We start from the raw sequence: 25,670 nt of genomic DNA, 5'->3' as shown, positions 1-25,670 counted from the left end.
ATGGGCTTCGCGCGTACGTGCTCGGTGGCGCTGGTGGGCGTCGAAGGGGTCGTCGTCGAGGTGCAGGCCGACCTCGAACCGGGAGTGGCGGCGTTCACGCTGGTGGGGCTGCCGGACAAGAGCCTGACCGAGAGCCGGGACCGGGTACGGGCGGCGGTGGTGAACTCGGGCGCCGAATGGCCGCAGAAGAAGCTCACCGTCGGACTCAGCCCGGCATCGGTGCCCAAGGGCGGCAGCGGCTTCGACCTGGCCATCGCGAGCGCGGTGCTCGGCGCGGCCGAACGCATCGATCCGCGGGTGCTCGCCGACATCGTCATGATCGGAGAGCTCGGTCTGGACGGGCGGGTGCGCCCGGTCCGGGGCATCCTGCCCGCCGTGCTGGCCGCTGCCGACGCCGGATACGAACAGGTGGTCGTCCCGGAGTGCGCCGCCGCCGAGGCGGCACTGGTCCCCGGCGTGTCCGTGCTCGGGGTGCGCAGCCTGCGGCAGCTGATCGCGATCCTCGCCGACGAACCGGTCCCCGACGAGGAACCGGACGAGGCGGGCCGCCCGGATCCGCTCCTGGCCGGCCTGCGGATGCCCGGCACCGGAGCGGCCACCGGGATGCACGGCATGGGAGCCGCCCATCCGGACCAGGAGCACGACCTCGCGGACGTGGTCGGACAGAGCTCGGCGCGGACCGCGGTGGAGGTGGCCGCGGCCGGCGGACACCACCTCTTCCTCGAAGGGCCGCCCGGGACCGGCAAGACCATGCTCGCGGAGCGCCTGCCGGCCGTACTTCCCCGGCTGAGCCGGCAGGAGTCGCTTGAGGTCACCGCGGTCCACTCGGTCGCCGGGCTGCTGCCGCCGGGCAAGCCCCTCATCGACGCGGCGCCCTACTGCGCCCCGCACCACTCGGCCACGATGCAGTCGCTGGTCGGGGGCGGAGCCGGGTTCGCCCGGCCCGGCGCCGTCTCGCTGGCCCATCGAGGGGTGCTGTTCCTCGACGAGACCCCCGAGTTCGGCAGCCACGCCCTCGACGCCCTGCGGCAGCCTCTGGAAGCGGGGCACGTGGTGATCGCGCGCAGCGCCGGAGTGGTGCGGTTCCCGGCGCGGTTCCTGATGGTGCTCGCGGCGAACCCGTGCCCGTGCGGCCGGTTCTCGCAGCGGGACACCCTGTGCGAGTGCCCGCCCTCCGCGATCCGCCGCTACCAGGCGCGGCTCTCCGGCCCGCTGCTCGACCGGGTGGACCTGCGGGTCGAGGTCGACCCGGTCAGCCGCGCCGAGCTCGCCCACCGCGGTCCCGGCGGCGAGTCCACGGCGATCGTCGCCGACCGGGTCAGGGCGGCCCGGGAACGTGCGGCGGCCCGGTTGGCGGGCACTCCGTGGCGGACCAACAGCGAGGTGCCGGGGCGGGAACTGCGCAACCGCTGGCATGCCGCGATCGGCGCCATGGACGAGGCGGAGCGCAGCCTGGAGCGAGGGGTGCTGACCGCCCGGGGGCTCGACCGGGTCCTGCGCGTCGCCTGGACCGTCGCCGACCTGGTCGGACGCGACCGGCCCGCCCCGATGGACGTGAACCTGGCCCTCCAGCTGCGCACGGGGGTACCGCGCGGTGTGCCGATGGCCCTCGGGGCCCTGACGTGAACGGCGGCGGCGAACCAGCGGGCGACCGGCTCGCCCGGATCTTCCTCGGGCGGGTTCTCGAGCCCGGCGACGAGGTGGGCGGGCAGTGGGTGCGGGAGCGGGGCGTGCACGAGGTGGTGCGTCGGCTGCGGGACGACGGGGAGCCGTTGCCCGGCGTGACCGCGCGGCGCTGGGCCGGTCTGCGGGCGCGGGCGGGGCAGGCCGAGCCGGAGCGGGATCTGGCCCTCGCGCGCGAGGCCGGGGTGCGGTTCGTGTGCCCGGGGGACGCCGAGTGGCCGGGCACGCTGGACGAGCTCGGGGACGGCCGGCCGCTGGGGCTCTGGGTGCGGGGGCGGCCCAGTCTGCGGATGTGGGCGCTGCGGTCGGTCGCCGTCGTCGGTGCCCGCGCGTGCACCGAGTACGGCGCCCACATGGCCGCCACCCTCTCCGCCGGCCTCGCCGAACAGGGCTGGGTGGTGGTGTCGGGGGGCGCGTACGGGGTGGACGGCGCCGCCCACCGGGGCGCCCTCGGCGCGGGCGGCGCCACCGTCGCCGTCCTGGCCTGCGGGGTCGACCAGCCCTACCCGCGCGGCCACACGGCGTTGATCAACAGGATCGCCGAACAGGGTCTGGTGATCGGCGAGTTGCCGCCCGGAGACCACCCGACGCCGAGCAGGTTCATCCTGCGCAACCGGGTGATCGCCGCGCTCACCCGGGGCACGGTCGTCGTCGAGGCCGCCTACCGCAGCGGCTCGCTGGTCACCGCCCGGGCGGCCCAGCGGCTGGGCCGGCACACGATGGGGGTACCGGGGCCGGCCACGAGTGGACTCTCCGCCGGGGTGCACGAACTGCTGCGGGGGGAGGCCGTGCTGGTCACCGACGCCGCGGAGGTCGTCGAACTGGTCGGTGACATGGGTGAGCTGGCCCCCGACCGGCGTGGCCCCGCGCTGCCGCGCGATCTGCTGGAGCCGGCCGCCCGGCGGGTCCTGGCCGCGCTGCCCGCCCGCAGACCCGCGGCGGTCGACGAGGTCGCCCGCGAGGCCCGGACCACACCGGACGACGCGATCGCGAGGCTGTACGAACTCAGGGCGCTCGGCTACGTCGAACGACACGGCGACGGCTGGAAGTTGACACGCCAGGCGGTGGTCTCCGTTCGAGGGGGTCGTCGTCCGTGTTGACCCGGGGTGTTCGGCCGTCCGGGGGAACGCCGAAAGCCTTGGATATTCCGGCAGTTGACCCACCACCGGGGTCGGCGGCCGTGACGGCCGTGACCCTGGAGTGCGTCCAGCGGAACGTATCTGCGTACCGGTCGGGGCACGCTCTTCGCTCACCGCGACACGTCAGTCACGCTACGCTCACGAGGATTCCGGCACAGACCGGCACCTCTGCACCACGCGGTACCCACCTCACGCACTTCACGGCAGAACGGCACAAGGCGACGAATGCCCCAGCACACCTCCGGGTCCGACCGGGCGGCGATCACCCCAGCCGCCCGTGACGGTGGCAGCGTGCGGCCGCCCGCTCCCTCGACACTCGACGAGCTGTGGCGGTCGTACAAGGCGACGGGGGACGAACGGCTGCGGGAGCAGCTGATCCTGCACTACTCACCGCTGGTGAAGTACGTGGCGGGCCGGGTGAGTGTCGGTCTGCCGCCCAATGTGGAGCAGGCCGACTTCGTGTCCTCCGGGGTCTTCGGACTGATCGACGCGATCGAGAAGTTCGACATCGAACGGGAGATCAAGTTCGAGACCTACGCGATCACCCGGATCCGGGGCGCGATGATCGACGAGCTCCGGGCGCTGGACTGGATCCCGCGGTCGGTGCGGCAGAAGGCGCGCAACGTCGAGCGGGCCTACGCGACGCTGGAGGCCCGGCTGCGGCGGACTCCGTCGGAGTGCGAGGTGGCCGCCGAGCTGGGCATCGCGGTGGACGAACTGCACGCGGTGTTCAGTCAGTTGTCGCTCGCCAACGTGGTGGCCCTGGAGGAGCTGCTGCACGTCGGGGGCGAGGACGGAGACGGCCTCAGCTTCATGGACACGCTGGAGGACACCGCCGCGGACAACCCCGTGGAGGTGGCCGAGGACCGCGAGCTCAGGCGGTTCCTCGCGCGGGCGATCAACACGCTGCCCGACCGGGAGAAGACGGTCGTCACGCTCTACTACTACGAGGGCCTGACGCTCGCCGAGATCGGGAACGTGCTGGGTGTGACCGAGAGCAGGGTCAGTCAGATCCACACCAAGTCGGTCCTCCAGCTGCGCGCGAAGCTGGCGAGCTTCGGCCGCTGAACCGGGCGGTCCGGCGCGGCCGGACGATGCGAGTGCGGGCGCAGTCACTCCCGCCGGGGGTGGAGCGTCCGTAGAGTGGTCGACGTGCCAAGGATTCGAGCGGCCTCCGTGGCCGAGCACCGGTCGATGCAGCGTGCCGCCCTGCTGGACGCGGCACGCTCCCTGTTGTCCGAGGGCGGGACGGAGGCGCTGACCTTCCCGGCCCTCGCCGAGCGCACGGGCCTCGCGCGCTCGTCCGTGTACGAGTACTTCCGGTCGCGGGCCGCCGTGGTCGAGGAGCTGTGCGAGGTCGACTTCCCCGTGTGGGCGGCGGAGGTCGAGGCGGCGATGGCCGCGGCCGACGGCGCCGAGGCCAAGGTCGAGGCGTATGTGCGCCGGCAGCTCGCCCTGGTGGGTGACCGGCGGCACCGGGCCGTCGTGGCGATCTCGGCGAGCGAGCTGGACGCGGGGGCCCGGGAGAAGATCCGGGCGGCGCACGGCGGACTCGTGGCGATGATCGGGGCGGCGCTGGCGGAACTGGGGCACACCGAGCCCCGGCTGGCGGCGATGCTCTTGCAGGGCGTGGTGGACGCGGCGGTGCGGCGGATCGAGCTCGGGGCCGCGGAGGATCCCTCGGCGATCACCGACGCCGCGGTGGGCATGGTGCTGCGGGGCGTCCGGGGCTGAGTCACGGCAGGGGGACGCCGAGCACCGGCAGCAGCCGTGACGGGCCGCTCCGCCGCAGCCACGGCGGCAGCAGCGACAGCGGGTCCAGATAGGTCCTGCCGCTCAGCAGCCCCCAGTGCACGCACGCTCGTACGCAGTGCGAGCCCGCCGGTTCCACCGTTCCGACGACCTCGCCCGGGGCCACCTCGTCGCCCTTGCGCACCGACGCCCGCACCGGCTCGTAGGTGGTCCGCAGGGGCGGCAGGCCCGTCGCCGACAGTTCCACCGAGACGACGCCCCGGCCGGCCACCCGCCCCGCGAAGGACACCCGGCCGGCGGCCACCGCCCGTACCGGAGCGTCCGGCGGTGCCGCGAGGTCGACGCCCCGGTGCCCGCGGGCGTACGGGCCGGCCGGCGGCTCCCACCCCCGCAGCACCACCGGACGGCTGCCCACCGGCCAGGCCCGGCCGATCGCCGGGACGGGCGGCGCGGGGAGCGCCCGCGCTCCCGGCGCGCCCTGCGGATCCGCCCACGCGACGGTGGCCAGCGTCATCATCGACAGGACCGGCAGCAGGGCCGTGAATCGCTGTGCGTGCATGACGCCACCGTTCCGTGGTCCGGCGACCGCCGCCGGGACCTGTGGACCACCCGCCGGTTGTGGACAGCGGCGTCACCCGGCGCCCCGCCGGTCCCGTACACTTCTTCTGGCGATCCGGGTCACCGGGTCGACTTCGCACGCCCCGGTATCGGGGGCCGGCCACGGTCGGTTCTCCGGTATCTGCGCCCCTCGGTCCTTCGTGGCTCGGCGCATCGCGGGCGTCAGGCGCGGGAGCCGTCCGGTCCCCGCGGTACAACCGAGAAACCCAAGGAGAACGGCCATGGCCGTCGTCACGATGCGGGAGCTGCTGGAAAGCGGCGTCCACTTCGGTCACCAGACCCGTCGCTGGAACCCGAAGATGAAGCGCTTCATCTTCACCGAGCGCAACGGCATCTACATCATCGACCTGCTCCAGTCGCTGTCGTACATCGACCGCGCCTACGAGTTCGTCAAGGAGACCGTCGCCCACGGCGGCACGGTCATGTTCGTCGGTACGAAGAAGCAGGCGCAGGAGGCCATCGCGGAGCAGGCCACCCGCGTCGGCATGCCGTACGTCAACCAGCGCTGGCTGGGCGGCATGCTCACCAACTTCTCGACCGTCTACAAGCGCCTTCAGCGCCTCAAGGAGCTCGAGCTCATCGACTTCGAGGACGTCGCCGCCTCGGGTCTGACGAAGAAGGAGCTCCTGGTCCTCTCGCGTGAGAAGGCCAAGCTCGAGAAGACCCTCGGTGGTATCCGCGAGATGTCCAAGGTGCCCAGCGCCGTCTGGATCGTGGACACCAAGAAGGAGCACATCGCGGTCGGCGAGGCCCGGAAGCTCAACATCCCGGTCGTCGCCATCCTCGACACCAACTGTGACCCCGACGAGGTCGACTACAAGATCCCGGGCAACGACGACGCGATCCGCTCCGTCACCCTGCTCACCCGCGTGATCGCCGACGCCGTCGCCGAGGGCCTCATCTCCCGTTCCGGCGTCGCCACCGGCGACAAGGGCGACAAGGCCGCCGGCGAGCCGCTGGCCGCGTGGGAGCGCGACCTGCTCGAGGGCGAGAAGAAGGCCGACGCCGAGTCCACGGACGAGGCTGCCGCCGAGAAGCCGGCCGAGGCCGCTGCCGAGACCCCGGCCGCCGAGGCTCCCGCCGCTGAGGCCGAGGCTCCCGCCGCCGAGGCCGAGGCCCCCGCCGCCGAGGCCGCTCCGGCCGCCGAGGGCGAGCAGGCCTGAGTCAGGCCGTAGGCCGTACGGTCGCCAGGTCGTCCGTACGGCCCTAGGGACGAAGTGACGGCGGGGGGTGCCGAGCGCACCGCCCGCCGTTCACCCACAGCCCCCAGATCTTCGAGACTTCGAACTCCGAGAGAGATTCACAGATCATGGCGAACTACACCGCCGCTGACGTCAAGAAGCTCCGTGAGCTCACCGGCGCCGGCATGATGGACTGCAAGAAGGCGCTGGACGAGGCCGAGGGCAGCGTCGACAAGGCCGTCGAGGCGCTCCGGATCAAGGGCCAGAAGGGCGTCGCCAAGCGTGAGGGCCGCTCCGCCGAGAACGGCGCCGTGGTCTCGATCATCGCCGACGACAACTCCTCCGGCGTCCTCGTCGAGCTGAAGTGCGAGACGGACTTCGTCGCCAAGGGTGACAAGTTCCAGGCCGTCGCCAACGCGATCGCCGAGCACGTCGCCAAGACCTCCCCGGCCGACCTCGAGGCGCTGCTCGCGTCCGAGATCGAGGCCGGCAAGACCGTCCAGGCGTTCGTGGACGAGGCCAACGCCAACCTCGGCGAGAAGATCGTGCTGGACCGCTTCGCGCAGTTCGCCGACGGCTTCGTGACCGCGTACATGCACCGCACGATGCCCGACCTGCCCCCGCAGATCGGTGTCCTCGTCGAGCTGGACAAGCCGAACGCCGACGTCGCCAAGGGCATCGCCCAGCACATCGCCGCCTTCGCGCCGAAGTACCTCTCCAAGGAGGACGTGCCGGCCGAGGTCGTCGAGTCCGAGCGCCGCGTCGCCGAGGAGACCACCCGCGCCGAGGGCAAGCCCGAGGCCGCCCTGCCGAAGATCGTCGAGGGTCGCCTCAACGGCTTCTTCAAGGACGCCACGCTGCTCGGCCAGCCGTACGCGCTGGACAACAAGAAGTCCGTCCAGAAGGTCCTGGACGAGGCCGGTGTCACCCTGAAGCGCTTCACGCGCATCAAGGTCGGCATCTGAGTCCGTGCCGCGATCGACGCTCCGGCCCGATAGGGTCGGACGCAGTCGTCCGGTACGCCGTCACGCGTGTGTGTGACGGACGACAGCAGATCTGACGAGGAGGCCATTGCCGCGCACGGGTTGGAACACCCCACCGGCAATGGCCTTCTTCGCATGTGCACCACGTGAAAGAGGCGGGATCTCCCATGACCACCAAGGCCCAGAAGAGCGACGACGGCAAACTACGCGGCCGGTTCATGCTGAAGCTGTCCGGGGAGGCATTCTCCGGTGGCGGGGGCCTGGGCGTGGACCCCGACGTGGTGCACAAGATCGCCCGCGAGATCGCCGCCGTCGTCCGTGACGGGGCCGAGATCGCGGTCGTGATCGGCGGCGGCAACTTCTTCCGCGGCGCCGAACTCCAGCAGCGCGGCATGGACCGGGCCCGCTCGGACTACATGGGCATGCTCGGCACCGTCATGAACTGCCTCGCCCTCCAGGACTTCCTGGAGAAGGAGGGCATCGACAGCCGCGTGCAGACCGCCATCACCATGGGCCAGGTCGCCGAGCCGTACATCCCGCTGCGTGCCGTGCGGCACCTGGAGAAGGGCCGTGTGGTCATCTTCGGTGCCGGTATGGGCATGCCGTACTTCTCCACCGACACCACCGCCGCCCAGCGCGCCCTGGAGATCGACGCCGAGGCGCTGCTGATGGGCAAGAACGGCGTGGACGGCGTCTACGACTCCGACCCGAAGACCAACCCGGCGGCCGTCAAGTTCGACTCCCTCGGCTACGGCGAGGTCATCACCCGGGACCTGAAGGTCGCCGACATGACCGCGATCACGCTGTGCCGCGACAACAAGCTCCCGATCCTCGTCTTCGAGCTTCTGACCGAGGGCAATATCGCTCGTGCCGTCAAGGGTGAGAAGATCGGCACGCTGGTGGGTGAGCAGGGCAGCCGGGCCTGACCGGCAGAACCCCGTGGAACCCCGGTTTCGTACGACAACACCTGACCGGGGGACGGACCCTGGCCGGGGGATGGACAATGTCCTGCCGGTCGGGAACCGTGCAGGAAGAAGACGCGACGCAGCCGGCCGCCGCCTCCGCAAGGAACCGCAGCCGGGCCTACTCAAGACACGCAGGAGCAAGTGGTGATCGAAGAGACCCTCCTCGAGGCCGAGGAGAAGATGGAGAAGGCCGTCGTGGTCGCCAAGGAGGACTTCGCCGCGATCCGCACCGGCCGTGCGCACCCGGCGATGTTCAACAAGATCGTTGCCGACTACTACGGCGCACCGACGCCGATCAACCAGCTGGCTTCGTTCTCCGTGCCGGAGCCGCGCATGGCGGTCGTGACCCCGTTCGACAAGACCGCGCTGCGCAACATCGAGCAGGCGATCCGCGACTCGGACCTGGGCGTCAACCCGAGCAACGACGGCAACATCATCCGAGTGGTGTTCCCCGAGCTGACCGAGGAGCGCCGCCGCGACTACATCAAGGTCGCCAAGGGCAAGGGTGAGGACGCCAAGGTCTCCATCCGCGCCGTCCGCCGCAAGGCCAAGGACGCGATCGACAAGCTGATCAAGGACGGCGAGGTCGGCGAGGACGAGGGCCGCCGTGCTGAGAAGGAGCTCGACGACACCACCGCGAAGTACGTCGCCCAGGTGGACGAGCTCCTGAAGCACAAGGAAGCGGAGCTGCTCGAGGTCTGATGAACGACTCTTCCTGGGGCTCACCGCCACACGCCGGGTCGCGGGCCGGGTACTGGGGGCCCGTCGACCAGGGGCCTGTCCAGGGGGCCGCCCCGGCGGGTCCCGCGTACGATGCGCCTGAGGCGCAGCAGACTCGCCCCATGCCCATCGTCCCCGACGTACCCGCGCGCGGCGGAAACCAGGATGACGACCGGGGGGCCGCTCGGCCGGGCGGCCCCTCGTTCCCGGACCGGCCCTACGGCAACCAGCCGTACGGCGACGCCGCCCACGGCCACGACACACCGTCGGCACAGCCCCACGCGGCGGTGCCGCAGAATCCGGAGCCCATGCCCGACGCCTCTCACCCGGCGCCCGCACCCCAGAAGAAGAGTGCGGGCCGAGACCTGGGCGCGGCCATAGGTGTCGGGGTCGGGCTCGGTGTGGTGATCATCGCGTCGCTGTTCGTCGTCAAGGCCGTCTTCATCGGCGTGATAGCGATCGCCGTCGTCGTCGGTCTGTGGGAGCTGACCAGCAGGCTTCAGGAACGCAAGGGCATCAAGGCGCCGCTCGTGCCGCTCGCGGTCGGCGGTGCGGCGATGGTCGTCGCCGGATACGTCCGCGGTCCCGAGGGAGCCTGGGTCGCCATGGCCCTCACCGCGCTCGCGGTGCTGGTCTGGCGGATGACCGAACCGCCCGAGGGCTACCTGAAGGACGTCACCGCCGGCGTCTTCGCGGCCTTCTACGTCCCGTTCCTGGCCACGTTCGTGGCCCTGATGCTCACGGCCGACGACGGGGCGTTCCGCGTCATGACGTTCCTGGTCCTGACGGTCGTCAGCGACACGGGCGCGTACGCCGTCGGCTGGCGCTTCGGCAAGACCAAGCTCGCTCCGCGCATCAGCCCGGGCAAGACCCGCGAGGGCCTGCTCGGCGCGGTGTCGTTCGCGATGGTCGCCGGCGCGCTGCTGATGCAGTTCGTGATCGACGACGGCACCTGGTGGCAGGGCCTGCTGCTCGGCCTCGCCGTCGCGGCCAGCGCCACGCTCGGCGACCTCGGCGAGTCCATGATCAAGCGGGACCTGGGCATCAAGGACATGGGCACGCTGCTCCCGGGCCACGGGGGCATCATGGACCGCCTGGACTCGCTGCTGCCCACGGCTCCCGTGGTGTGGCTGCTGCTCGTCCTGTTCGTGGGCTCCGGCTGACCCACCCCGCACGACAGGCTCGTACGGGCCCCCTCCTCGCGCCTCGGGGAGGGGGCCCGTCGCCGTACGGTGCCGCCGCTCCGGCTTCGCGTCCTGTCGCCGTGTGACCCGGCGGTTTTCCGCTCCCGGCCGCCGACGATCGCGCCGGACGGCTCGCAGCGGGGGCCACTTATTCGATCTGCGACACTGGAGGGGTTATGCCTGCACCCGGAGAACTCACTTTCGTCGCCCCCCGCGGAGCCAAGAAGCCGCCGCGGCATCTCGCCGACCTCTCGCCCGCCGAGCGTAAGGAGGTCGTGGCGGAGATCGGGGAGAAGCCGTTCCGTGCCAAGCAGCTGTCGCAGCACTACTTCGCGCGGTACGCGCACGACCCGGCGGAGTGGACCGACATCCCCGCCGGCGCACGCGAGAAGCTGCGTGAGGCGCTGCTGCCGGACCTGATGTCGGTCGTGCGGCACCTGTCGACGGACCAGGGGACCACCCGCAAGACCCTGTGGCGGCTGTTCGACGGCACGCTCGTGGAGTCGGTGCTGATGCGCTACCCGGACCGGGTGACGATGTGCATCAGTTCGCAGGCCGGGTGCGGGATGAACTGCCCGTTCTGCGCGACCGGGCAGGCGGGACTCGACCGCAATCTGTCCACCGCCGAGATCGTGCACCAGATCGTCGACGGGATGCGGGCGCTGCGGGACGGGGACGTGCCCGGGGGGCCTGCCCGGCTCTCCAACATCGTCTTCATGGGGATGGGCGAGCCGCTCGCCAACTACAAGCGGGTCGTCGGTGCCATCCGCGCGCTCACCGACCCGGCTCCGGACGGGCTCGGGATCTCGCAGCGGGGCATCACCGTGTCGACGGTCGGGCTGGTGCCGGCCATCCACCGGTTCTCCGACGAGGGCTTCAAGTGCCGGCTCGCGATCTCCCTGCACGCGCCGGACGACGAGCTGCGCGACACCCTCGTCCCCGTGAACACACGGTGGAAGGTGCGCGAGGTGCTGGACGCCGGGTTCGAGTACACCGAGCGGTCCGGGCGCCGGCTGTCCATCGAGTACGCGCTGATCCGCGACATCAACGACCAGGCCTGGCGTGGTGACCGGCTGGGGAGGCTGCTGCGCGGCAAGCCCGTGCACGTCAACCTCATCCCGCTCAACCCGACCCCGGGCTCGAAGTGGACGGCGTCGCGGCCCGAGGACGAGAAGGCCTTCGTCGAGGCGATCGCCGCGCACGGGGTGCCCGTCACGGTGCGGGACACCCGTGGTCAGGAGATCGACGGGGCGTGCGGTCAGCTCGCGGCCACCGAGCGGTAGTCTGACCTCGGTATCAGTACATCTTCATATTCCGACAGGGGAGCGCCACAGCGCTGAGAGTGCGGGAGAGTCCGCAGACCCTCTGAACCTTGCCCAGGTCATTCTGGGTAGGAAGTTCGGTCATCACTCAAGCTGTTGCGCCCTGCCCGGGTGCCGGCGGAACCTTCCGCGGGTACCCGGGCAGGGCCGCGTCTCTTCCTGGTCAACCCAGGAGGAAATCCAGTGCACACCAGGACGTTCGTGGCCGCGGCCGTCGGCCTCGGCCTCGTCACGCTGTCCGCCTGCGGATCGTCGGACGACGACGGTTCGGCGGCGAAGTCCAAGACCGTCACCCTCGTCAGCCACGACTCGTGGGCCGTCTCCAAGAACGTGCTCGCGGACTTCGAGAGGAAGTCCGGCTACCGGGTGAAGGTCCTCAAGGACGGCGACGCCGGGCAGGCCGTCAACAAGGCCGTCCTCACCAAGGACAACCCGCAGGGCGACGTCTTCTTCGGCGTCGACAACACGCTGCTGTCGCGCGCCCTCGACAACGGGCTGTTCCAGTCGTACGAGGCGAAGGGCGCGGACCAGGTCCTGCCCGCGTACCGGGCCGACCAGAAGAAGCACCGGGTCACGCCCGTCGACACCGGTGACATCTGCGTCAACTACGACAAGGCGTACTTCAGCGCGCACAAGCTGACCCCGCCCGCCTCCTTCGACGACCTGCTGAAGCCCGCGTACAAGGACCTGCTGGTCACCGAGAACGCCGCCACCTCCTCCCCGGGGCTGGGATTCCTCCTCGGGACCGCCGCGAAGTACGGCGACGAGGGCTGGGCCGACTACTGGAAGAAGCTGAAGGCCAACGGCGTGAAGGTGGTCGACGGCTGGGAGCAGGCCTACAACGAGGAGTTCTCCGGCTCCGCGGGCGGGAAGAAGGCGGGGGCCGACCGGCCGCTCGTCGTCTCGTACGCCTCCTCGCCGCCCGCCGAGGTCATCTACGGAGATCCGAAGCCGGCCACGGCCCCGACCGGCGTCTCCACCGGCACCTGTTTCCGTCAGGTCGAGTACGCGGGCCTGCTCAGCAACGCCGCCAACCCCGAGGGCGGCAAGGCACTCCTCGACTTCCTGCTCACCGCGGAGTTCCAGCAGGACATGCCGCTCAACATGTTCGTCTACCCGGTGCGGAAGGGGGCCGCGGTCCCGGCGGAGTTCACGCAGTACGGCCCGCAGGCGAAGGACCCCGAGACCCTGGACCCGGCGAAGATCGCCGACAACCGTGACGACTGGGTCAAGTCATGGACCTCGCTCGTACTGAAGTGACCGGGCGCACGGCCCGCGCGGGGAACGCGGCGCGGCTCGGGCTCATGGCCGTGCCCGTCGCGTTCTTCGCGGTCTTCTTCGCCTACCCGGTGGCCGCGATCGTCGCCCGGGGGCTCGGCTCCGACGGGGGCTGGCGCTTCGGGCGGCTGTGGGACGTGCTCGCGCAGTCCGACATCCGGCACGTCCTGTGGTTCACCACCTGGCAGGCGCTGGCCTCCACCGTGCTCACGCTCCTGGTCGCGCTGCCCGCCGCGTATGTCTTCGCCCGCCTGGAGTTCCCGGGCAAGCAGGTGCTGCGCGCCGTCGTCACCGTCCCGTTCGTGCTGCCGACGGTCGTCGTCGGCACCGCGTTCCTGGCGCTCGTCGGGCGCGGCGGACTGCTCGACGACCTGTGGGGCGTACGGCTGGACACCACGGTGTGGGCGATCCTGCTGGCGCACGTGTTCTTCAACTACGCGGTCGTCGTACGGACGGTGGGCGGGTTGTGGTCGCAGCTCGACCCGCGGCAGGAGGAGGCGGCGCGGATGCTCGGCGCGTCCCGCCTGACGGCGTGGCGCACGGTCACCCTGCCCGCCCTGGGGCCGGCCGTCGCCGCCGCCGCGCTGATGGTCTTCCTCTTCACCTTCACCTCTTTCGGCGTGGTGCAGATCCTCGGCGGCCCCACCTTCTCCACCCTCGAGGTGGAGATCTACCGGCAGACCTCCGAGATCTTCGACCTGTCCACGGCCGCCGTGCTCACGATCGTCCAGTTCCTGGCCGTCGGCGCGATCCTCGCGGTGCACGCCGCAACCGTGCGGAGGCGGGAGACCGCGTTGCGGCTGGTGGACGCGTCGGTCACGGCGCGGCGGCCACGCGGCGCCGGGCAGTGGGCGCTGCTCGCCGGAGTGCTCGGCACGATCGCCGTGCTGCTGGTGCTGCCGCTGGCGGTGCTGGCGCAGCGCTCGCTCGACGCGCCCGGCTTCGCTTACTACCGGGCGTTGACCAGTGAGGACGGCAATGTCTTCCTGGTCCCGCCGATCGACGCGATCGGCAACTCGCTGCAGTACGCCGTCACCGCGACCGCGATCGCCGTGGCCGTCGGCGGGCTCGCCGCGGCCGCGCTCACCCGGCGGGACGCCGGACGGCTGGTCCGCGGCTTCGACGCGCTGCTGATGCTGCCGCTGGGCGTCTCCGCGGTGACCGTCGGCTTCGGGTTCCTGATCGCGCTCGACGAGCCTCCGCTGGACCTGCGCGGTACGTGGATCCTGGTGCCGCTCGCGCAGGCGCTGGTCGGTGTCCCCTTCGTCGTACGGACCATGCTGCCGGTGCTGCGGGCGGTGGACCAGCGGCTGCGTGAGGCGGCGGCCGTGCTCGGCGCGTCGCCGTGGCGGGTGTGGCGGGAGGTCGACCTGCCGATGGTGTGGCGGGCGCTGCTCGTCGCGGCCGGGTTCGCCTTCGCGGTGTCGCTCGGGGAGTTCGGGGCGACGGTGTTCATCGCGCGGCCCGACAACCCGACGCTGCCGGTCGCCGTGGCGCGGTTGCTGGGGCGGGCCGGTGAGCTGAACTACGGCCAGGCGATGGCCCTTTCGACGATTCTGATGGTGGTGTGCGTGGTGGCGCTGCTGGTGCTGGAGCGACTGCGGACCGACCGGACGGGGGAGTTGTAGATGCTGCTGGAACTGGAGCGCGCCACCGTGCGGTTCGGTGGGCGGCCCGTGCTCGACGCCGTCGATCTCGCGGTGGCCGAGCACGAGGTGGTGTGTGTGCTGGGGCCGAGCGGCAGCGGCAAGTCGACGCTGCTGCGGGCGGTGGCCGGGCTCCAACCGCTGGACGCCGGGCGGGTGCTGCTCGGCGGACGGGATCGGACGGGGGTGCCCGCGCACAAGCGGGAGCTCGGCCTGATGTTCCAGGACCATCAGCTGTTCCCGCAGCGGGACGTGGGCGGCAATGTCGCCTTCGGGCTGCGGATGCACGGCATGCCCAGGGTCCGGCAGGGCGAGCGGGTGGCGGAGTTGCTCGAACTGGTCGGGCTTCCGGGTGCGGCGGGCCGGGCGGTGGCCTCGCTCTCCGGTGGCGAGCAGCAGCGGGTGGCGCTGGCCCGGGCCCTCGCGCCGCGGCCGCGGCTGCTGATGCTCGACGAGCCGCTCGGCCAGCTCGACCGGTCGCTGCGGGAGCGACTCGTCGTCGAGCTGCGGGAACTGTTCGGCCGGTTGGGGACGACCGTGCTCGCGGTCACGCACGACCAGGGTGAGGCGTTCGCGCTCGCCGACCGGGTCGTGGTGATGCGGGACGGGCGGATCGCCCAGTCCGGTACGCCTCTCGAGGTGTGGCAGCGGCCGGCGGACGCGTTCGTGGCGCGTTTCCTCGGCTTCGACAACCTGGCGGAGGCGACCGTCACGGAGGAGACCGCGGTCACGCCGTGGGGCAAGGTGCCGGTGCCGGCCGGGTCGGCGCAGGGAGCGCGCACGCTGCTCGTCCGGCCCGCCGGTGTGCGCCTGGTGGGCGCGGAAGAGGGTTTGCGCTGCACGGTCGCCGCCCGTACCTTCCGCGGCACCCATGTCGCCGTGCACCTCCAGCCGGAGGGCGCACCGAGGCTTGAAGCGGCGTGCACGCTGCGGGACGCGCCGGAGGTCGGGGGCGTGGTGGGAGTGTCCTTCGACGCGACCGAGACCGTCGTACTGGACTGACCGGCCCATCCCCGCGGGGGGCGGGACATGCGAGCGGCCCGCCCCCGGAGACAGGGGCGGGCCGCTCAGGTGCGTCCGGCTGGTCGGCCGGTCGTGCGGGTCAGCGGTTGCTCGACCCGCGGCGCCGCATCCCGAAGAACACCGCTCCACCGCCGACGGCGACCAGGACCGCCGCGATGCCGACGATCAGACCGGTGTTGGAGCTTGCGCCGGTCTCGGCCAGGTTGGACTCCTGGGCCGCGGCCGACGGGGCGTTGCTCGCGGAGGGCGCGGGCGCGGCGCTGTCGCTCGCCGGGGCGGACGGGGACGGGGTGGCCGTCTCGGCCGGCGGCGCCGAGGTCGTGCTGTCCGACGGCGTCGAGGACGGGGTGGTGGAGGGGGTGGTGGACGGGGTGGACGTGTCGTCGGCCTCGCAGGCCTTGGACGGGGTGGTCAGGTTCCCCGGAATGTCCTTGTCGACCAGGATCTTCTTGCCCTTGACGGCCTTGACGTGGATCCGGTACTCGGCGTTCGGCTCCCAGGCCTCGGCGAAGGAGACGGTCACGCCGGCGGCCGAACCCTTGACGGTCTGGGCCACGCCGACCTGCCTCAGGTCGCCGCCGTTGTTCTCGAGGAAGACGGTGATCTCGGCCGGGACGCGCGTGGGGTCCTTGTCGGTGACCGTGATGGCGCCCTTGGCGCCGTCACAGACGGCAGTGGCGGAGAACTCGGTGATGTCGCAGGCCAGCGCGGTGCCGGCGGCGCTGAGTGCCAGGGCGGCGGAGGCGGCGGTGACACCGAGCATGCGCACCGAACGGGCGGCGGTACGACGGGAAAGGGACACGTTTGTCCTTTACGGGAAGCGCAACTGCGGGGGGTGGAGGGGAAGATGGCGCCCCCGGTGAGCCGAGTGCGTCACCATCCCCAGCAGACTCACAGGTCTATAAGCGTTCCATAAGAAGTGTCAATGCGGGGACGCCTTGGAGCGGCTGGCTTTGCCCGCTTATTAACCACCGAGACGTTTCAACGCCTCCGGAGCCTCCTCGATCCGGTCAACGAGGGCGATACGGGACTCCATCGACCGCTCCCGGGCGAGTGACCGCAAGAGCGGCCAGGCGGGCAGCCGTTGGGTCCAGTGCTCCCGGTCCACGAGCACCATCGGCGTCGGCTCGCCCCGCGACCCGTAGTAGTTGGGCGTCGCGTTGTCGAAGATCTCCTGTACGGTCCCGGCGGCGCCCGGCAGGAACACCACCCCCGCGGTGCAGCGGGCCAACAGGCCGTCCTCGCGGGTCGCGTTGGAGAAGTACTTGGCGAGGTGCGCGGCGAACGGGTTCGGCGGCTCATGGCCGTAGAACCAGGTGGGGATGCCCACCGAGGGGCCGCCGCCCGGCCAGGTGGCCCGCACCTCGAAGGCCGCCGTCGCCCAGTCGGTGATCGAGGGCGTGAACTTCGGTGCCTTGGCGAGGAGTCGGAGCGCGTCCGTGAGCATCGCGCCGTCGAAGGGGGCCGCGTACGCGCCGAGGTTCGCCGCCTCCATCGCTCCCGGTCCGCCACCGGTCGCCACCATGAGTCCGGACCGGGCGAGTTCACGGCCGAGCCGGGCCGCGCCGGCGTAGGCCTCCGTGCCGCGCGCCATGGCGTGGCCGCCCATGACACCCACCACGCGCTCCCCGACGAGGAGTTCGTCGAGCGCGTCGGAGACGGCGTCGTCGTGGATCGAGCGGAGCATCGAGCCGAATATGTCGCCGTCCGCCTTCGTGCGCTGGAACCAGGCGTACGTGAGGGCGTCCGGGGTCGCCTCGTAGCCCTCGTCCAGGGACGCGAACAACTCGTCGGGGGAGTACACGAATCCGCGGTACGGGTCGAAGGACAGACCCGGTACGGGCGGGAAGACCAGGGCGCCGGAGGCGCGGGACTTGGTGGCCGCCGCCGGCTCCATCGGGCAGCCGAGGAAGACGGCGCCCGAGGTGTCCAGGGCGAGCAGGGCGTCCGTACGGGCCGTCAGGTCGACGGACTGGACGCGGAAGTGGGAGAGCGTGCCGTGGGTGGCGACCACCTCGTCGAACTCGGCGAGGGACTCGATCTCACGGTCGTGGGAGCCGTCGTACGGCTGGGCGGGTGTCGTCGGATGCACCCGCCCATGCTAGGCAGCGCCGGACGGGCGGCGGGTCAGCTCCCGACGGCCGACGGGTCCATCCACACGACCTCCCAGGTGTGGCCGTCGAGGTCGTCGAACGAACGGCCGTACATGAAACCCATGTCCTGCGTCTCGCCGCTCGGCGAACCGCCCAGCGCGAGCGCCCGGTCGACGAGTTCGTCGACCTTCTCCCGGCTCTGGGCGCTCAGGGCGATCAGGACCTCGCTGGTCCTGGAGGTGTCCGCGATCTCCTTCTTGGTGAAGGTCGAGTAGAACGGCTTGGTGAGCAGCATCGCGACGATCGTGTCGCTGATCACCACGGAGGCCGCGTTGTCGTCGCTGAACTGCGGGTTGATCGTGTAGCCGAGCTCCGTGAAGAACTTCTTCGAGGCCCCGAGGTCGTTCACGGGCAGGTTCACGAAGATCATCTGCTGGTAGGCCGGGGTGGTCATCGGGTCTCTCCCAGGGGATTCGCGGTGCTGGTGTGTGGCGTTCGGTGGGGTAGACCGAGGGGCCACGCGGAACTCATCGCGGAGCGGGGATCTTTTTGTGCGCGGGCTCAGCGGATCAGCGGGAGGGCCGCCAGTTCGGCCACGATCAGGGTGAGCGGGACGAACAGGGCGAGCAGGGCGCCGGTGCGCAGGGCGGCGGCGCTGCGCAGCGTCTTGGCCGGGGCGCCGAGGCGGAGCAGGGCGGCGGTGGTGTCCGCGCGGACCTGGCGCGCCTCCACGGCCGCGGTCAGGAGCGTGGCGACCGCGCAGCCCGCCACGACCAGGGCGCCGAGGGTGGTGAGCGGGCCGAAGGCGGGATCGGCCGGGTCGTACAGCGCGGCCATGGTGTACGCGCCGGACGCCACCGCGCACACCACGCCGAGCGGCCGTCCGATCCGGGCCGCCTCCTGCATCAGGCCGCGGCCCGCGAGGAGACGGAGGGCGCCGGGGCGGGCCGATTGCAGCAGCCGGCCGCAGAGGTGGGTGAGGCCGGGCCCGGCGAGGGCGAGACCCACGGCGGTCAGGGTCCAGCCGACGAGGACCGCGGCGGGGCCGGTGGGGAGACCGCCGGGCAGCGGGAGGGTGCTGGGGTGCGCGGTGCGGTTCGCGTACGCCTCCACGGCCAGGCCGGCGGCGAGGAGGGCCATACCCCAGGGGAGGGCGGTGGGGTGGAGCGGGCGCGTCTGCGTCAGGGGCGGTGTCCGTGTCTCCGCCCGCGCCTGCGGGATGCCGTCGGCGGCAGCCTCGGCCGTGCCGTTGACCAGGGTCCGCGCCGAGGCCGGTGCCGAGGACAGGGCCGTTGTGCCGGGCGCCCCCGGGAAGCCGTCCGCCCCCGGGAAGCCGTCCGCCGCCGGGTCGGCCGGTGCGGCGGGGCCGCCGTCCGCGGCCGGGTGGGCGGGCCGGCCGTTCGCCGCCGGTCCGGGAGCGGCATCGGCGGGACGGGCGTCCGCCGCCGGGCGCTTCGGCCGGCCGCTGCTCGTCCTCGCCCCGAAGCGGCCGTACGCGCCGAACCTGTCGCCCGGACCCGTCCTGCCGTACGCGCCGAACCGGCCGAACATCCCGGTGACCGCCTGGGCCGCCACGCGCGCGTCCCTCGGACGGAGCATCAGGGCCACCGCGAGGGACGAGGTCACCGGGACCAGGGCGAGCAGGGTCAGGGCTGCCGGCAACGGCAGGGGCTGGTTCGCGGCCAGGAAGTCGTCCGCCGCTCCGTCGAACGGCATGCCCGTGAGGTCGCCGCGCAGATGCAGGAAGAGCAGGAGGGCCAGCATGGAGCCGAGCAGCGTCGACAGGGCCGTCGTCATCGCCGAGACGGCCATCAGGCGGGCCGGGCCCAGGCCGATCGCCGCCAGGCCGGGGCGCGGGCGGGTGCCGGGGTCGGTGCGGGCCACCGCCAGGGCGAAGTACACCGTGGCGGCCAGCGGGACCGCGCACCAGGCGAGGCGGAGCACGGACGCGGCCGGGGCCTCGGGGTGGGTGAGGGCGCGGCCGAGGGTGCACAGGAGCAGGAAGCCGGTGCCCGCCGAGGCCGTCGCCACCAAGAGGCGGCGGAACTGGACGGCGGGGTGGGCGCTGCGCGTCAGACGGAGAGCGAGCACGCGGCCCCCCGGCCTTCCGGCTCCGTGACCGGCGGCAGATGGACCGTCTTCACCCGGCGTCCGTCCATCAGCGGCACCGTGCGGTCGGCGAGGGCGGCGGTCTCCGGGTCGTGGGTGGCCAGCACCACGGTGATGCCGTGGGAGCGGGCCGCCGTCGTCAGGGTGCGCAGGACATGGGCGCGGTCCGCGCGGTGCAGGGGTGCCGTCGGCTCGTCCGCGAAGAGGACCGAGGGGGCCGGGGCCAGGGCGCGCGTGATGCAGACCCGCTGGCGCTCGGCCTGGGTGAGCTCCTGCGGGCGGCTCCGCGACCTGTCGCCGATGTCCAGGCGGTCCAGCCACTCCAGCGCGGCGGCCTTGGCCCGGCGGCGGCTGGTGCCGCGCAGCATCAGGGGGAGGGCCGCGTTCTCCCAGACGTTGAGTTCGGGGACGAGGACCGGTGCCGGGTCGATCCAGCCGAAGCGGTTGCGACGCAGCCGTTCCCGGGCCATCGGGCCCATCGTGTGGACGGGGACGCTGTTGAACCAGACCTCGCCGCGCTGGGCGGGCACCAGGCCGGACAGACAGTGCAGCAGGGTCGTCTTGCCGCTGCCGCGCGGTCCGCTGACGGCGAGGATCTCGCCCTCCCGCACGCCCAGCGAGACACCGCCGAGCGCCGGGGAGCCGTCGCGGTGCGTGAAGTACAGGGAGCGTGCCCACAGCACGTCGTTGTCCGGCGGGGCCTCCATGGGCGTACACCTCGGTTCAGATCTGTGGTTCCCGTGCCAATCCCCCGTGCGGGGGAACGAAGACAGGGCCGATCGGTCACTCGCACGCTAGGCAGCCGGGAGGGGAAGGCCGGACAGCACACGGCCCCGGGTCGCCGTTTCTCACTCGAACGGTCGACACCGGGGCCGGTGTTGATCAGCTGATCAGGCTGACGGTCACAGCTTCGTCCACGCCTCCGTCAGCGTCGCGCGCAGGATCTGCTCGATCTCGTCGAAGGTCTCCTGGTTGGAGATCAGCGGCGGGGCGAGCTGGACGACCGGGTCGCCGCGGTCGTCGGCACGGCAGTACAGGCCGTTGTCGTACAGCGCCTTGGAGAGGAAGCCGTACAGGACGCGCTCGGTCTCCTCGTCGTTGAAGGACTCCTTGGTGTGCTTGTCCTTCACCAGCTCGATGCCGTAGAAGAAGCCGTTGCCGCGGACGTCGCCGACGATCGGCAGGTCGTGCAGCTTCTCCAGGGTCGAGCGGAACGCGCCCTCGTTGTCGAGCACGTGCTGGTTGAGGCCCTCGCGCTCGAACAGGTCGAGGTTGGCGAGGCCGACCGCCGCGGAGACCGGGTGGCCGCCGAAGGTGTAGCCGTGCAGGAAGGTGTTGTCGCCCTTGTAGAACGGCTCGGCCAGCCGGTCGCTGATGATGCAGGCGCCGATCGGGGAGTAGCCCGAGGTCATGCCCTTGGCGCAGGTGATCATGTCCGGGACGTAGTCGAACTTGTCGCAGGCGAACATCGTGCCGAGGCGGCCGAAGGCGCAGATGACCTCGTCCGAGACCAGCAGGACGTCGTACTGGTCGCAGATCTCGCGCACGCGCCGGAAGTAGCCGGGCGGCGGCGGGAAGCAGCCGCCGGCGTTCTGCACCGGCTCCAGGAAGACCGCGGCGACGGTGTCCGGGCCCTCGAACAGGATCTGCTGCTCGATCTGGTCGGCGGCCCAGCGGCCGAAGGCCTCGGGGTCGTCGCCGAACAGCGGGGCGCGGTAGATGTTCGTGTTCGGGACCTTGTGCGCGCCCGGGACGAGCGGCTCGAAGGGGGCCTTCAGGGCCGGCAGACCGGTGATCGACAGGGCGCCCTGCGGGGTGCCGTGGTAGGCGACCGCGCGGGAGATGACCTTGTACTTGGTCGGCTTGCCGGTGAGCTTGAAGTACTGCTTGGCGAGCTTCCAGGCGGTCTCGACGGCCTCGCCGCCGCCGGTGGTGAAGAAGACCTTGTTCAGGTCGCCGGGCGCGTGGTCCGCGAGACGCTCGGCGAGCTCCACGGCCTTCGGGTGGGCGTAGGACCACACCGGGAAGAACGCCAGCTCCTGAGCCTGCTTGAACGCCGCCTCGGCGAGCTCCACCCGGCCGTGGCCGGCCTGGACCACGAACAGGCCCGCGAGGCCGTCGAGGTAGCGCTTGCCCTTGTCGTCGTAGATGTAGGTGCCCTCGCCCCGGACGATGGTCGGGACGGGGGAGTTCTCGTACGAGGACATGCGGGTGAAGTGCATCCACAGGTGGTCGTACGCGGTGCGGCTGAGGTCCTTGGTGCTCACGGTTATCGGGTCCTCACGATTATCGGGTTCCCCACATGTAGGTCTGCTTCTTCAGCTTCAGATAGACGAAGCTCTCGGTCGAGCGCACGCCCGGCAGGGCACGGATGCGTTTGTTGATGACGTCCAGCAGGTGGTCGTCGTCCTCGCAGACGATCTCGGCGAGGATGTCGTACGAGCCGGCGGTCATCACCACGTACTCGACTTCCGCCATGTCGGTCAGCGCTTCCGCTATGGACTCGACATCGCCCTCGACGTTGATCCCGACCATCGCCTGCCGGCGGAAGCCCACGGTGAGCGGGTCCGTGACGGCGACGATCTGCATCACGCCCTGGTCGAGCAGCTTCTGGACGCGCTGGCGCACGGCCGCCTCGGAGAGGCCGACGGCCTTGCCGATCGCGGCGTACGGCCGACGGCCGTCCTCCTGGAGCTGCTGGATGATGGCGAGGCTGACGGCATCCAGGTGAGGGGTGCTGCCGTTCCTGGACTCGCGGGAGTCCCTGTGCTCTGCGCTTCGACTGGCCACGGCCTCACTGTGCACGACGTCTCGACAGTTCCGCAAGGCCGAGGCGATGAAATTCGTTGTTTACGTAACGGAGATCTGCGGATTCCGCAGCCGCGACGGGATCAGGGGTGTTGAAAACGTCGGGGCAAGGATTAGTGTGGGTGTCTCAGTCAATGGACACCGAACCTGGAGGGCCGGCAGTGAGCACCGAGCTGGGACGGCTGCGCAAGCTACGCAACTACATCGCCGGCGAGTTCCGGGACGCCGCCGACGGACGGACCACCGAAGTGGTCAACCCCGCGACGGGCGAGGCGTACGCGACCGCGCCGCTGTCCGGCCCCGCGGACGTCGACGCCGCGATGGCGGCCGCCGCCGAGGCGTTCCCGGGCTGGCGCGACACGACGCCCGCCGAGCGTCAGAAGGCCCTGCTGAAGATCGCGGACGCGTTCGAGGAGCGGGCCGAGGAACTCATCGCGGCCGAGGTGGAGAACACGGGCAAGCCGATCGGGCTGACCCGCTCCGAGGAGATCCCTCCCATGGTCGACCAGATCCGCTTCTTCGCGGGCGCGGCCCGGATGCTGGAGGGGCGCAGCGCCGGCGAGTACATGGAGGGCCTCACCTCCATCGTCCGCCGCGAGCCGGTCGGCGTCTGCGCGCAGGTCGCGCCGTGGAACTACCCGATGATGATGGCCGTGTGGAAGTTCGCCCCGGCGATCGCGGCCGGCAACACGGTGGTGCTCAAGCCGTCCGACACCACGCCGGCCTCCACCGTCCTGATCGCCGAGATCATCGGTTCGATCCTGCCCAAGGGCGTCTTCAACGTCGTCACCGGCGACCGTGACACCGGCCGGCTGATGGTCGAGCACCCGACCCCGGCGATGGCCTCCATCACCGGTTCGGTGCGTGCGGGCATGTCGGTCGCCGAGTCGGCGTCGAAGGACCTCAAGCGCGTCCACCTGGAGCTCGGCGGCAAGGCGCCGGTCGTGGTCTTCGAGGACACCGACATCGCCAAGGCCGTCGAGGACATCTCCGTGGCGGGCTTCTTCAACGCCGGCCAGGACTGTACGGCGGCGACCCGCGTCCTCGTCCAGGAGGGCATCCACGACGAGTTCGTGGCCGCGCTCGCCAAGGCCGCCGCGGAGGCGAAGACGGGGCAGCCGGACGACGAGGACGTGCTCTTCGGCCCGCTGAACAACCCCAACCAGCTGCGGCAGGTCACCGGCTTCATCGAGCGGCTGCCCGCCCACGCCAAGGTCGAGGCGGGCGGTCAGCGGGTCGGCGACAAGGGCTACTTCTACGCCGCGACCGTCGTCTCCGGCCTGAAGCAGGACGACGAGATCATCCAGAACGAGGTCTTCGGGCCGGTGATCACCGTCCAGTCCTTCACGGACGAGGACCAGGCGGTCGAGTGGGCCAACGGCGTCGAGTACGCCCTCGCCTCCTCGGTGTGGACCAAGGACCACGGCCGTGCGATGCGGATGTCCAAGAAGCTCGACTTCGGCTGCGTGTGGATCAACACCCACATCCCGCTGGTCGCCGAGATGCCCCACGGCGGCTTCAAGAAGTCCGGTTACGGCAAGGACCTGTCGGGCTACGGCTTCGACGACTACACGCGCATCAAGCACGTCATGACGTCCCTCGACGGATAACGCTCCACCGGGCGGCGGTCGGTCGTCGCGTGGCTGTGGCCGTGGCCGTGGCCGTGGCTGTGGCCGTGGCTGTGGCCGGCTGCGGCTGCGGCCGGTGATGTGCGGGTGCGGGTGCGCTGTGGCCGGTCGCGCAGTTCCCCGCGCCCCATGGGGAGTTCGGCCGGTCGCGGGTTTCCCGCGGCCGTCGGGGAGTTCGGCCCCCGGTTCTGCGACCGGGGGCCGTTCGCCGATCGATCGACAAGGTGTCGGGTCGCGCGCGGTGTGCTCGACGCAGCGTCGATTGTCCGGGCGCCGCCCCCACGGCATGCTGACGGCGTGCCCCAGACTCCCCCGCTCTCCCGCGCCGTGTCCCGCCGTTCCCTGCTGCGCGCGCTCGGGGGGACCGCGGCGCTCGGCGGGCTCGCCGGCTGCGGGGTGCCCGCCGCCTACGTACGGCCCGGTGACCGCGCCGGGGCCGATCTCTCCGCCGGCGACAAGCGGCTGACCTGGGCGAACTGGCCGCTCTACATCGACACCGACGACGAGGATCCCGACCGGCGGCCCACGCTCGACGCGTTCCGCGAGAGCACGGGCATCGCCGTCGACTACGTCGAGGAGATCAACGACAACGACGAGTTCTTCGGCAAGATCAGCCCGGCGCTGATGAACCATCAGCAGACCGGCCGCGATCTGATCGTCATGAGCGACTGGATGTGCGCCCGGTTCGTACGGCTCGGCTGGGTGCAGGAGATGGACCGGGCCGCGCAGCCCCACGTCACCGAGTACCTCGACCCGCAACTGCGTTCGCCCGCCTTCGACCCCGGACGCGCCTGCACCGTGCCGTGGCAGTCCGGCATCACCGGCATCGCCTACAACCGGCGGAAACTGGGCCGGGAGCTCCGCAGCGTCTCGGAGCTGTGGGCCGACGACCTCAAGGGGCGGGTGACGCTTCTGTCCGGCCTGGACGAGGCGTTCGCGCTGCTGATGCAGGGCAACGGCGTGGACGTCACGCGGTGGACGGCCGACGACTTCCACCAGGTCTGCGACGAGGTGGAGCAGCAGGTCGGCCGCGGCCAGATACGCCGCTTCACCGGCAACGACTACACCAAGGACCTGGTCAGCGGCGATGTCCTGGCCTGCCAGGCGTACTCGGGCGATGTCATCCAGCTCCAGGCCGACAACCCCGACATCCGCTTCGTCGTGCCCGAGGAGGGCGCCGAGCTCTGGGCGGAGTCCCTGATGATTCCCGACCTCGCCCGGCACAAGGCGAACGCGGAGAAGCTGATCGACCACTACTACCGGCCCGAGGTCGCCGCCGAGCTCGCGGCCTGGGTGAACTACGTCTGCCCGGTGCCCGCCGCCCAGGCCGTCCTCGCCGACTCCGACGACGAGGAGACGGCCGCCCTCGCGGAGAACCCGCTGATCTTCCCGGACGCCGACATGCGCAGGCACCTCGCGATCGCGCGTGACATCACCTCCACGGAGCGCCTGGAGTTCGCCAAGCGGTGGAACGCGATCGCGGGGCTCTGACGGCGGCCCTTCCCGGCCGCGGGCCCCCGATCGGGACTTTGCCTGCT

At 71.5% G+C, this 25,670-nt stretch carries 23 protein-coding genes and 1 riboswitch; of the genes, 15 read left to right on the top strand and 8 right to left on the bottom strand.

Annotated features, from left to right (window positions below):
- The 4 genes from ASD48_RS11690 (at nt 1) to ASD48_RS11675 (ending at nt 4,556) form a co-directional block, all read left to right on the top strand.
- Complete coding sequence (locus ASD48_RS11690) at nt 1-1,626, top strand: YifB family Mg chelatase-like AAA ATPase (protein WP_057601494.1); 1,626 nt, start codon at nt 1-3, stop codon at nt 1,624-1,626.
- Nucleotides 1,623-2,783, top strand: a complete 1,161-nt coding sequence (gene dprA / locus ASD48_RS11685) for a DNA-processing protein DprA (RefSeq protein ID WP_057601493.1) — start codon at nt 1,623-1,625, stop codon at nt 2,781-2,783. Before ASD48_RS11690 ends, dprA begins: the two co-directional genes overlap by 4 nt.
- Nucleotides 2,784-3,047: 264 nt before the next feature.
- Nucleotides 3,048-3,890: an RNA polymerase sigma factor WhiG gene (gene whiG / locus ASD48_RS11680; RefSeq protein ID WP_054239720.1), complete on the top strand. Its 843-nt coding sequence runs from the start codon at nt 3,048-3,050 to the stop codon at nt 3,888-3,890.
- A gap of 108 nt (nt 3,891-3,998) precedes the next feature.
- Complete coding sequence (locus ASD48_RS11675) at nt 3,999-4,556, top strand: TetR/AcrR family transcriptional regulator (protein WP_057601492.1); 558 nt, start codon at nt 3,999-4,001, stop codon at nt 4,554-4,556.
- Between the two features lies 1 nt (nt 4,557).
- Here ASD48_RS11675 and ASD48_RS11670 read toward each other — a convergent pair whose 3' ends face one another.
- Nucleotides 4,558-5,133, bottom strand: a complete 576-nt coding sequence (locus tag ASD48_RS11670; RefSeq protein WP_057601491.1) for a M23 family metallopeptidase — start codon at nt 5,131-5,133, stop codon at nt 4,558-4,560.
- 280 nt (nt 5,134-5,413) lie between these two features.
- Between ASD48_RS11670 and rpsB the strand changes: the two genes are divergently transcribed.
- The 9 genes from rpsB to ASD48_RS11625 all read left to right on the top strand — a co-directional run bounded on the left by rpsB (nt 5,414) and on the right by ASD48_RS11625 (nt 15,473).
- Nucleotides 5,414-6,355, top strand: a complete 942-nt coding sequence (gene rpsB, locus ASD48_RS11665; protein WP_057601490.1) for a 30S ribosomal protein S2 — start codon at nt 5,414-5,416, stop codon at nt 6,353-6,355.
- 146 nt (nt 6,356-6,501) lie between these two features.
- Complete coding sequence (gene tsf, locus ASD48_RS11660; protein ID WP_057601489.1) at nt 6,502-7,338, top strand: translation elongation factor Ts; 837 nt, start codon at nt 6,502-6,504, stop codon at nt 7,336-7,338.
- Nucleotides 7,339-7,523: 185 nt separating this feature from the next.
- On the top strand, nt 7,524-8,282 hold the full coding sequence (pyrH, locus tag ASD48_RS11655; RefSeq protein WP_057601488.1) for a UMP kinase: 759 nt from the start codon (nt 7,524-7,526) through the stop codon (nt 8,280-8,282).
- Nucleotides 8,283-8,465: 183 nt separating this feature from the next.
- Nucleotides 8,466-9,023 carry a ribosome recycling factor gene (gene frr / locus ASD48_RS11650; RefSeq protein WP_020128692.1) on the top strand — a complete coding sequence of 186 codons (558 nt, stop codon included), beginning with the start codon at nt 8,466-8,468 and terminating at the stop codon, nt 9,021-9,023.
- Nucleotides 9,023-10,204 carry a phosphatidate cytidylyltransferase gene (locus tag ASD48_RS11645; protein WP_079073728.1) on the top strand — a complete coding sequence of 394 codons (1,182 nt, stop codon included), beginning with the start codon at nt 9,023-9,025 and terminating at the stop codon, nt 10,202-10,204. Before frr ends, ASD48_RS11645 begins: the two co-directional genes overlap by 1 nt.
- 197 nt (nt 10,205-10,401) lie before the next feature.
- Nucleotides 10,402-11,508 carry a 23S rRNA (adenine(2503)-C(2))-methyltransferase RlmN gene (rlmN, locus tag ASD48_RS11640; protein ID WP_054239714.1) on the top strand — a complete coding sequence of 369 codons (1,107 nt, stop codon included), beginning with the start codon at nt 10,402-10,404 and terminating at the stop codon, nt 11,506-11,508.
- A 26-nt stretch (nt 11,509-11,534) separates the two neighbouring features.
- Nucleotides 11,535-11,640, top strand: a riboswitch (TPP riboswitch).
- 90 nt (nt 11,641-11,730) lie between these two features.
- Complete coding sequence (locus ASD48_RS11635; RefSeq protein ID WP_057601486.1) at nt 11,731-12,807, top strand: thiamine ABC transporter substrate-binding protein; 1,077 nt, start codon at nt 11,731-11,733, stop codon at nt 12,805-12,807.
- Nucleotides 12,783-14,453, top strand: coding sequence for an iron ABC transporter permease (locus ASD48_RS11630; protein WP_079073727.1), 1,671 nt, complete (start codon nt 12,783-12,785; stop codon nt 14,451-14,453). The genes ASD48_RS11635 and ASD48_RS11630 overlap by 25 nt, the downstream gene beginning before the upstream one ends.
- A complete protein-coding gene (locus ASD48_RS11625; RefSeq protein ID WP_057601485.1) occupies nt 14,454-15,473 on the top strand; it encodes an ABC transporter ATP-binding protein in 1,020 nt (339 codons plus the stop codon).
- A 100-nt stretch (nt 15,474-15,573) separates the two neighbouring features.
- Here the strand turns inward: ASD48_RS11625 and ASD48_RS11620 are convergent, their stop codons facing one another.
- The 7 genes from ASD48_RS11620 to ASD48_RS11590 form a co-directional block, all read right to left on the bottom strand.
- Nucleotides 15,574-16,296, bottom strand: a complete 723-nt coding sequence (locus ASD48_RS11620; RefSeq protein ID WP_057601484.1) for an LAETG motif-containing sortase-dependent surface protein — start codon at nt 16,294-16,296, stop codon at nt 15,574-15,576.
- Between the two features lie 162 nt (nt 16,297-16,458).
- Nucleotides 16,459-17,586: an LOG family protein gene (locus tag ASD48_RS11615; RefSeq protein ID WP_057601483.1), complete on the bottom strand. Its 1,128-nt coding sequence runs from the start codon at nt 17,584-17,586 to the stop codon at nt 16,459-16,461.
- A 35-nt stretch (nt 17,587-17,621) separates the two neighbouring features.
- Nucleotides 17,622-18,041, bottom strand: coding sequence for a VOC family protein (locus ASD48_RS11610; RefSeq protein WP_057601482.1), 420 nt, complete (start codon nt 18,039-18,041; stop codon nt 17,622-17,624).
- A gap of 107 nt (nt 18,042-18,148) precedes the next feature.
- Nucleotides 18,149-19,678: a hypothetical protein gene (locus ASD48_RS11605; protein WP_057601481.1), complete on the bottom strand. Its 1,530-nt coding sequence runs from the start codon at nt 19,676-19,678 to the stop codon at nt 18,149-18,151.
- Nucleotides 19,660-20,403: an ATP-binding cassette domain-containing protein gene (locus tag ASD48_RS11600; protein ID WP_057601480.1), complete on the bottom strand. Its 744-nt coding sequence runs from the start codon at nt 20,401-20,403 to the stop codon at nt 19,660-19,662. The genes ASD48_RS11605 and ASD48_RS11600 overlap by 19 nt, the downstream gene beginning before the upstream one ends.
- 195 nt (nt 20,404-20,598) lie before the next feature.
- A complete protein-coding gene (locus ASD48_RS11595; RefSeq protein ID WP_020128674.1) occupies nt 20,599-21,963 on the bottom strand; it encodes an aspartate aminotransferase family protein in 1,365 nt (454 codons plus the stop codon).
- A gap of 19 nt (nt 21,964-21,982) precedes the next feature.
- Nucleotides 21,983-22,501, bottom strand: a complete 519-nt coding sequence (locus tag ASD48_RS11590) for an Lrp/AsnC family transcriptional regulator (protein WP_020128673.1) — start codon at nt 22,499-22,501, stop codon at nt 21,983-21,985.
- 164 nt (nt 22,502-22,665) lie between these two features.
- Here ASD48_RS11590 and ASD48_RS11585 point away from each other — a divergent pair, with 164 nt between their 5' ends.
- Entirely contained in the window at nt 22,666-24,114 is a 1,449-nt protein-coding gene (locus ASD48_RS11585) for a gamma-aminobutyraldehyde dehydrogenase (RefSeq protein WP_057601479.1), read from the top strand.
- 315 nt (nt 24,115-24,429) lie between these two features.
- Nucleotides 24,430-25,623, top strand: coding sequence for an extracellular solute-binding protein (locus ASD48_RS11580; protein WP_057601478.1), 1,194 nt, complete (start codon nt 24,430-24,432; stop codon nt 25,621-25,623).
- Nucleotides 25,624-25,670 lie beyond the last annotated feature (47 nt).

Source organism: Streptomyces sp. Root1310 (assembly GCF_001426425.1).
Classification (GTDB): domain Bacteria; phylum Actinomycetota; class Actinomycetes; order Streptomycetales; family Streptomycetaceae; genus Streptomyces.
The sequence above is the reverse complement of the archived record's forward strand: the minus strand, read 5'-3'. Positions and strand labels throughout refer to the sequence as shown.